The 6,217-nt window shown below is 69.6% G+C and carries 5 protein-coding genes; 3 read left to right on the forward strand and 2 right to left on the reverse strand.

The window, feature by feature from the left end; all coding sequences use genetic code 11:
• Positions 1 to 1,336 precede the first annotated feature (1,336 nt).
• Both ACFXMF_RS46195 and ACFXMF_RS46200 read left to right on the forward strand, forming a co-directional pair.
• A complete protein-coding gene (locus tag ACFXMF_RS46195) occupies positions 1,337 to 2,218 on the forward strand; it encodes a helix-turn-helix domain-containing protein (protein ID WP_379988922.1) in 882 nt (293 codons plus the stop codon).
• Between the two features lie 3 nt (positions 2,219 to 2,221).
• Complete coding sequence (locus ACFXMF_RS46200; protein ID WP_379988921.1) at positions 2,222 to 2,413, forward strand: DUF397 domain-containing protein; 192 nt, start codon at positions 2,222 to 2,224, stop codon at positions 2,411 to 2,413.
• Between the two features lie 98 nt (positions 2,414 to 2,511).
• Here ACFXMF_RS46200 and ACFXMF_RS46205 read toward each other — a convergent pair whose 3' ends face one another.
• Together ACFXMF_RS46205 and ACFXMF_RS46210 are read right to left on the reverse strand one after the other, a co-directional pair.
• Positions 2,512 to 2,841: a hypothetical protein gene (locus tag ACFXMF_RS46205; protein WP_379988919.1), complete on the reverse strand. Its 330-nt coding sequence runs from the start codon at positions 2,839 to 2,841 to the stop codon at positions 2,512 to 2,514.
• 441 nt (positions 2,842 to 3,282) lie between these two features.
• Positions 3,283 to 3,681 (reverse strand): VOC family protein, encoded by a 399-nt coding sequence (locus ACFXMF_RS46210; RefSeq protein WP_360318752.1) that lies wholly within the window; start codon positions 3,679 to 3,681, stop codon positions 3,283 to 3,285.
• A 92-nt stretch (positions 3,682 to 3,773) separates the two neighbouring features.
• On the opposite strand from ACFXMF_RS46210, the gene ACFXMF_RS46215 reads away from it, so the two are divergent.
• Positions 3,774 to 4,763 carry a helix-turn-helix transcriptional regulator gene (locus tag ACFXMF_RS46215; protein ID WP_379988917.1) on the forward strand — a complete coding sequence of 330 codons (990 nt, stop codon included), beginning with the start codon at positions 3,774 to 3,776 and terminating at the stop codon, positions 4,761 to 4,763.
• The last annotated feature ends 1,454 nt before the right edge of the window (positions 4,764 to 6,217 follow it).

Here is a 6,217-nt window from a genome sequence, read left to right on the forward strand (position 1 = left end):
TATTTGTGTATAACAGCCCCCTCCCCCCCCGGCCGTATGGGCGGCCCGCCCCATGGGGGCCCCCCTTACGGCGGTGGCTGATCGGACTGCCGAGAGACGCACCGGCACCCGCTCGACATCGGCAGTGCGATCGGCCGCGAACGCGACTACCGCCAAGCCTCCGCCGACGGCGACTGCCGCTCCCCTGCCGTCAGCACGGGCGGTTCGGGAACACCACCGGATCCGGCGTCAATTCCGCCGCGGTGGCGTCGTACAAGGACTTGTCGGACCAGCGGCGAACGGTGTGGACGAGGCCGGCCTCGGTCTCGCGGATCCCGACGACCTCGCCACCGTCCGGCCAACGCGTGGGCCCGCGACGAACCCGGGCACCCAGCGCAAACGTGGGTGCATCCGAGACGGGTTGCCCGGTGCGCGCGGGCGGCGGCTCGACGGGATCGCCGGCGGGGGCCGTGAATCGGATCGTGCTGTCTCCGGCCATGGGGTGGCCTCTCGCTTTCATCGCGTACGGGCCCGAGCGACGAATGCGATCCGCATCGGCGCGTTGCGGGCATGGCGCCCTGGTGCCGGGGCGACGCGTGAACGAGAGCCGGCACCAGGGCAGTTCATGAACGGAAGCGGACGCCGGGTCGCCGCGAACGGCAACACGTACAACCCGGCGCCCCTCCCCGCCGCACACGACGCGGGACGCACCGTGCGCGGGGCGCTCCCCGCGAGACGGGCCCGGGCGGAACCACGGGGCCGTCGGGACATGGTCGCTGGGAGGAGAATCAGGCGCTACGCCGCTTCAGCGGACAGTCCACGAGCGGGCAGCCACAGGGCGGTTCGCGCTGCGCCCACCATGGCTCCTTGGCGTAGAGCTTGTGGCGCGCGTGCGGCACCAGAACCCGCACGCCCGTCGAGTCGACGCGATAGACGGCCAATGTGATGCAACTCCCCGGAGGTTCGGGGTACGGGTCGGCCCCGTAGCGAGCTGCATGGAGGTACCAGAGCGGGTCGTTCAACCACGACCTACGGGGAGACGGAGACATCGCGGATCCTTGCGTTCGATCCCGTGGAAGCTGTCCTCGCACACTCGCCGGGCATGCGGACGCACGTTCGTCGTCACGGATTGCATGGAAGTGAATGCAGTGTGTGAGATACGAGGATTAGCATGCCGGCATGAGCCCGACAAAAAGTATGGGCACAGCAGAATTTCGCTACTCAAATTCCGCGAGAGCTTTCGCCTGCCACCAGGCGAACTACCGCCGGCGCGAAGCCTCCCGCTGTGGCGCAGAACGTTTCTTGCTCCGGCGGAACATCCGCCGACACACTGGATCCGGTATGGAGAGGACCGCAGATGATCGGCGACAGCGAGTCCGCATCACCCGCCTTGTGCCGCCTGCAACTTGGCGCCGAGTTGCGTCGTCTACGAATCGAGGCCGGCCTGAAGTCCGCCCAGGTCGTCAAGAGGCTGCTGTGGAGCCCCTCCAAACTCACTCGGCTGGAAGCGGGCGAGAATTACGTCGTCGAGCCTTCCGACGTGATGGCCCTGTGTGAGATCTACGGAGCTGCGCCGGAAACCCGTGCGCTCCTGGATGACTACGCCGCCGTGACGAAGACGAAGCGTGACTGGTGGCAATCACAGCAGTACCGGCCGATCATCCGCCCAGGTCTCAAGGCATTCCTCGGGCTTGAGGCGACAGCCGCTTCCTTGCACAACTACGAGTCGGAGTTCGTACCGGGGCTGCTGCAAACCGAAGCCTACGTACGAGCGATCCATCAGATCTCACACGCGGCACTCCCCCCGGACGATGTCGATCGACTCGTTTCCATCCGAATGACGCGCCAGGAAGTACTCGTTCGGCAACAGGCGCCCCTGAAGTTGGTCGCCATCGTCAACGAGGCGGTGCTCCGTCGGCAGGTGGGTAGCGCGGCGCTGCTCCGTGGGCAACTCGACCACATCGCCGAGGTCTCCGAACTCCCCAACGTACGAGTCCAGGTAGTCCCGTACCGGCTGGGCGTGCACCCGGGGATGGCGGGCCCGTTCGTCATCCTCAAGTTCGCGAAAGGGGCCGCGCTCAAACCGATCGTCTACCTGGAGAATCTGGCGGACGCATGGGTCACCCGCCGGGAAGCCGATGTCGAGAAGTACGAGGAAGCGTTCAGCGATCTCCAAGCGCTCGCCCCGGGCCCCCAGGAGTCCCTGAGCCTGATCCGTACGGCACTCAAGGAGCTTTGATCAATGACCGCCATGCCCGACACCGCTTGGTTCAAGTCGAGTTACAGCAACAACTCCGGCGGCCAATGCGTTGAGGGCGCCCACTTCGACCACGACACGATGGCCATCCGCGACTCCAAGGACCCCTCCCGAGGCACCTTCGTCTTCCCCGCCCCCACCTGGGAAGCCTTCCTCGGCTCCCTCAGGCAGCACTGAAGCCGCCTCCCAACGTTCGTGCAGCGGTCGAGGGCACAACTCGACCTGCCGTAGCGCGCATGGGCGATGGTCAGGTCGGGCCCTGGGACCGCGCCCCGTCAGGACGATCGTCCGGCCGACGTGATCCGGTCGACCTGGTCCTCCGGCGGGACCTCGTAGGGGAGTTCGCGCGCCGGCGTTCCCTCGGGAGAACAAAGCCGTACCGGGCGAGCCGAGAAACGCATGCGGGCGAGGGTCTCGACGACCTGACCCACCTCAAAACGGTCGACTCCCCTGCGGCAATGCCCGCAGGCAGGTCGAACGCCGTCCGGCAACTGGTGGGCGCACTCGGTCTCGTCGGGATCCGGATCGTCGAGGCCGTCGCCCACGCCCTGTCGGCCGGACTTGCGGAGCGGATCGACGTAGTAGGCCACGGACGACTCGGTCACGGCCCCGACAGCCCCGCCCGGCAAAGCCCGTCGGCGATTCGGGTGTGCCACTCCCCTCCCAGGGCTTGGACGACGTCGTGGGGCTCCCACTCCGGAAGTCCCCGATGCCGTGGACTCCCACGATGGCACGCGTCATGAACTCTCATACGTGACGACGACGCCGGCGGATCAGTCCGCCGGGCCCACCGACAAACGACACGACAGCCGGAGGCGTACCGCGCCGGCTCGCTCCGTCGCCGATTCGGCCCTGGCACTCCACCGGGACGACCTGTGGGCCCGACCGCTCCATGGGAGCCGTCGGTCGTGTCGTCGGGATCGGCCTCCGTGCAGGGGTCGCGATGCGTTGTCGTGCACCCGCCTTCGGCGGGCCCGGGCCACCGGAGGCGTTCGTCGGGAGCCTCGGGATCTCCCGTGCTCCCGCGCGGAGGACGGTGTCCGGCGTCAACGGGCGAACTTCTCGATGGCTGCCGGCGTGACCGGGGTGAAGAAGTTGACGAGGTTGCCGTCGGGGTCGCGGAAGAGCAGCGCCCGGTTGCCCCACGGCATCGTCGTGGGTTCGTTGACGAAGTCGGTGACGAGGCCGGCCAGGTTCTCGTACACGCGGTCCACATCGTCGACGAGGAATTCGAGAATCACGCTGTGGTTGTCCGCCGGGCGGGCGGACCCCGGAGCGAACATCGGGACCGTGCGGGTGCCGGCGATCGCGAGGGTGGCGCCGGTGGTGGTGAGTTCGGCGAAGTCCTCGGTGGCCCAGGTCGCCGGCACGCCCGTGGCCCGCTCGTAGAACTCGACGAGGCGCGCGACGTCGCCGGTGATGATGCGGATCGAGACGAAGTCCATGGTGTTCTCCCTGATTGTCGAAGCGGCTGTACTCCGCAGGCTAGGACAAATAGAGGACAGAATCCGCCCGGTATTCGCGTTAAGCTCCGAATATGTCCCGACCCACCGTGCGCGTGCTGACCCTCCTGGAGTTGCTGCAGTCGGGCGGCATCCGAACGGTGGCCGAACTCGCCGACCGGCTCGACGTCGACGGCCGGACCGTGCGGCGGTATGTGAACCACCTGCTCGACCTCGACGTGCCGGTGGAGGCGGTGCGGGGCCGCTACGGCGGGTACCGGCTCGCCCCCGGATACCGCCTGCCGCCGCTCATGCTCGGCGACGACGAGGCACTCGCCGTGCTGCTCGGCCTGGCTGCCGTCCGCCGGACGGGGCCGATGACGACGGCGGACACGGCGGCCGAGACGGCGGCGGCCAAAATCCGCCGGGTGCTGCCCGAGCGCCTGGCTCGCAGACTCGACACGGTCCTGGAATCCCTCGCGTTCACGGCTCCGCCCGGCGGGTCCGCACACCCCGACGCGGAGGTCCTGCTCACCGTCGCCGACGCGGTGCGTCACCGACGGCCGATCTCGATCGCATACACCGACCGCGCGGACCGCCGCAGCGAACGCCCGCTGCACGCGTACGGGATCGTCGCCCATGCGGGCCGGTGGTACGTCACGGGCACCGACCCCGAGATCGGCGAGGACCGAACCTTCCGGCTCGATCGCATCGCCGCCGCGAGGACCCTGCCCGGCTCGTTCGAAGCACCCGCCGGACTCGATCCGGCACAGCGCGTGTTGTCCGGGTTCGCCACGGCCGAATACCGATACGAGGTGACGCTGCACATCCAGGCAACGGTCGAACAGATCCGCGCCCACCTTCCGGCGAGCGTGGCCACCCTGGCGGAGCCCGCCTCGGCGGCAGACGCGGATCCGGCGACCGAGCCTTGGCAGCACGTCGAGCTACGCGCCGAAAACCTCGACTGGCTGCCGCCGCTACTCGCCGCACTCGACCGCCCCTTCGTCATCGAGCGCCCCGACGAACTACGCAACCTCGTAACCGCCTTCGCCGACCGCCTCGCCTCCTACGCCCGCCGAGCCTGACGGCCCCGGCCCGGCCCACCGCGACCATCCACCGGGTAGGCCCATGGTCGGAGGCTGCCGGCAGCATCGCCTCCATGAACGGCACCCGCACCACCCCGCCACGGCCGCTCCCGATGCATGGGGTCGAGAATGCGCCGTCGGGGCCGACGGGGCTACTCCGTTGAGCATGATCACCATCGTGCCGACGTCGTCCCTGAGGAACATGGATCTCACCAGCGGCCATGCCCCGAACCGCGACGCGGCGGGACGGTGGTCCGGTGAGGTTCACCAGGGGGCTTTTCGGGTGGGCCGGGCGTTTGCGGCCGGCGGTCGCGTCTTGGTCGGCGGCGGGTGGCTTTGTGCTAAACGGTCGGCGTGGGCTGGTGGAGGTGGGCCCGGGTCCACGGTCACCGGCGGCCGGGAGCCTTGGGTTTCCCGGCGAGAGGTGGGTGTTGCTTGCCGGAAAAGCGCTGGCAACGGCGGAGCGGGTGGGTGCTTTCGTCGGGTTCGCCGGGGAGCCTTCCCGAGTGGGCCGGGCCGTTGCGGCCGGCGGTCGCGTCTTGGTCGGCAGCGGGTGGCCTTGTGCTAAACGGTCGGCGTGGACCGGCGGAGGTGGGCCCGGTCCCGTGGTCACCGGCGGTCAGGAGCCCTGGACTCCCCGGCGAGACCCGGGCGTTGCTCGCCGGAAAGGCGCTGGCAACGGCGCGGAGGGAGGGCGGCCGGGTTGGGTTCGCCGGGGAGCCTTCCCGAGAGGGTCGGGCGTGCGCGGCCGGCGGTCGCGCCTTGGTCGGCAGCGGGTGGCCTTGTGCTAAACGGTCGGCGTGGACCGGCGGAGGTGGGCCCGGTCCCGTGGTCACCGGCGGTCAGGAGCCCTGGACTCCCCGGCGAGACCCGGGCGTTGCTCGCCGGAAAGGCGCTGGCAACGGCGCGGAGGGAGGGCGGCCGGGTTGGGTTCGCCGGGGAGCCTTCCCGAGAGGGTCGGGCCGTTTCGGGTTGTGGTGGGTGTGTGGTGGCGGAAGGGGAGAAGAAGAGCGGGCCGTGGGTGGGCGGTTGCGGTCGCCGGGGTGCACAACCCGGCCCTCGGCACGCGCTCTCGCCGCGCGGTCACGTAAAACCGCAGGTCAGAGGAACCCCGGGGGTGGGAAGCCGTCTCGGGATCCGGGCCCTGACCCTCCGGGCTCACGGACAGCTCTCCACCCGGCCGCGCCGACCCGAAACGCCCACCGAGAGCCCTGACCCACGCGAAATCGGCCCCCTGCGTACGCAACCCGGCCCCCGGCACCTGCTCTCGCCGCTCGATCCCACAAAACCGCAGGTCAGAGGAACCCCGGGTCCGGGCAGCCGTCTCGGGATCCGGGGCGTGACCCTCCGGGCTCACGGACAGCTCTCCACCCGGCCGCACCGACCCGAAACGCCCACCGAGAGCCCTGACCCACGCGAAATCGGCCGCCTGCGTGCGCAACCCGGCCCTCGGC

This window comes from Embleya sp. NPDC059213, assembly GCF_042754445.1.
Classification (GTDB): domain Bacteria; phylum Actinomycetota; class Actinomycetes; order Streptomycetales; family Streptomycetaceae; genus Embleya.

Coding starts and splice junctions, on each gene's coding strand:
- ACFXMF_RS46215 (WP_379988917.1), top strand. CDS start 3,774: ATGTCCCGACCCACCGTGCGCGTGCTGACCCTCCTGGAGTTGCTGCAG.
- ACFXMF_RS46200 (WP_379988921.1), top strand. CDS start 2,222: ATGACCGCCATGCCCGACACCGCTTGGTTCAAGTCGAGTTACAGCAAC.
- ACFXMF_RS46210 (WP_360318752.1), bottom strand. CDS start 3,681: ATGGACTTCGTCTCGATCCGCATCATCACCGGCGACGTCGCGCGCCTC.
- ACFXMF_RS46195 (WP_379988922.1), top strand. CDS start 1,337: ATGATCGGCGACAGCGAGTCCGCATCACCCGCCTTGTGCCGCCTGCAA.